The 1,179-nt window shown below is 47.8% G+C and carries 1 protein-coding gene; it reads left to right on the top strand.

Going from position 1 to position 1,179, the window contains the following annotated elements; genetic code table 11:
- Positions 1 to 287 precede the first annotated feature (287 nt).
- A complete protein-coding gene (locus tag AEA42_RS04410; RefSeq protein ID WP_055647081.1) occupies positions 288 to 1,037 on the top strand; it encodes a class I SAM-dependent methyltransferase in 750 nt (249 codons plus the stop codon).
- Positions 1,038 to 1,179 lie beyond the last annotated feature (142 nt).

Consider the following 1,179-nt stretch of genomic DNA (forward strand, 5'->3'; position numbering starts at 1 on the left):
CGGTCAACTGCTGATAATTCATGGTAGTACTGCTTGTTTCTTTGGCGAGAAGAGCGTACCACTTTTAGCAGTTGGCTTCCTCTTCTACACCTTTCCATGAATGTCGCACTTATTATCTGAAATCGGGAGTCAATTACATTGTGATTGATGTTTGAGTTTTTATAGGAGCAGTTAGACAAATTGACCAACAACTTAATACTCGCAAACAAGGTGATTTGCTTGCATGTTCATCAAGGCGGTTCTTTGGCATAATGGCCGCAATTTCTACCCGTTAAACAGTGATCCCTTTGCCTATTCCAGTCTTTTTTAATCAGCAATTTCCAACACTTGTGGACATTTGTGCCCGTTGGCAACTGGTTTTTGATGTCGATGCGCCATTTGAATTGCGTTTTGAATCAGACACCTTGACGCTACATAAGCGTGATGAGCCTAAGCTCGATGGCATAGTGGTGGATTTTGTGACAGGCGCGGTTGCCCATAGACGCAAGTTTGGTGGCGGTCGTGGTCAGTCGATTGCCAAGGCTGTTGGGTTAAAGCAGGGCGTTACACCAAAAGTGGTCGATGGTACTGCGGGCCTCGGCCGCGATGCCTTTGTGCTGGCAAGTTTAGGCTGCACCGTGACTATGGTAGAGCGCCATCCTGTAGTAGCCGCATTATTAGAAGACGGCCTACGCCGCGCCTATCAAGATGCCGAAATCGGCGATTGGATGCGTGAACGTATGCAGCTTTTCCATGGTTCTAGCCTCGAAGCACTCGCCAAATTGGAGCAAGAGGTCGATGTCGTCTACCTCGACCCTATGTACCCCCACCGCGACAAATCAGCCTTAGTAAAAAAAGAAATGCGAGTCTTCCAAACCTTAGTCGGCGCGGATCTTGACGCCGATGGTTTGCTCGCCCCCGCCATGGCCCTAGCCCGTAAGCGTGTTGTGGTGAAGCGCCCCGATTATGCCGAAGACCTCGCCGGCGTTAAGCCCAGCATGGTTATCGAAACTAAGAAAAACCGCTTCGATGTCTATATAAAATCGGCAATGAAGTAGGCTATAAGCTGAGTACTGAAGAATCCCCTGATGATTTACAAATAAATCATCAAATTAGGGTGGAAGCGCATCTTGTTGCATGATCAAATGGTTTCGCTAAAAACTACACTTGGACAACAAGATGCGCGAAGCCAATATCCTA

It is taken from the genome of Shewanella sp. Sh95 (assembly GCF_001308045.1).
In the GTDB taxonomy this organism is placed as follows: Bacteria; Pseudomonadota; Gammaproteobacteria; order Enterobacterales; family Shewanellaceae; genus Shewanella; species Shewanella xiamenensis.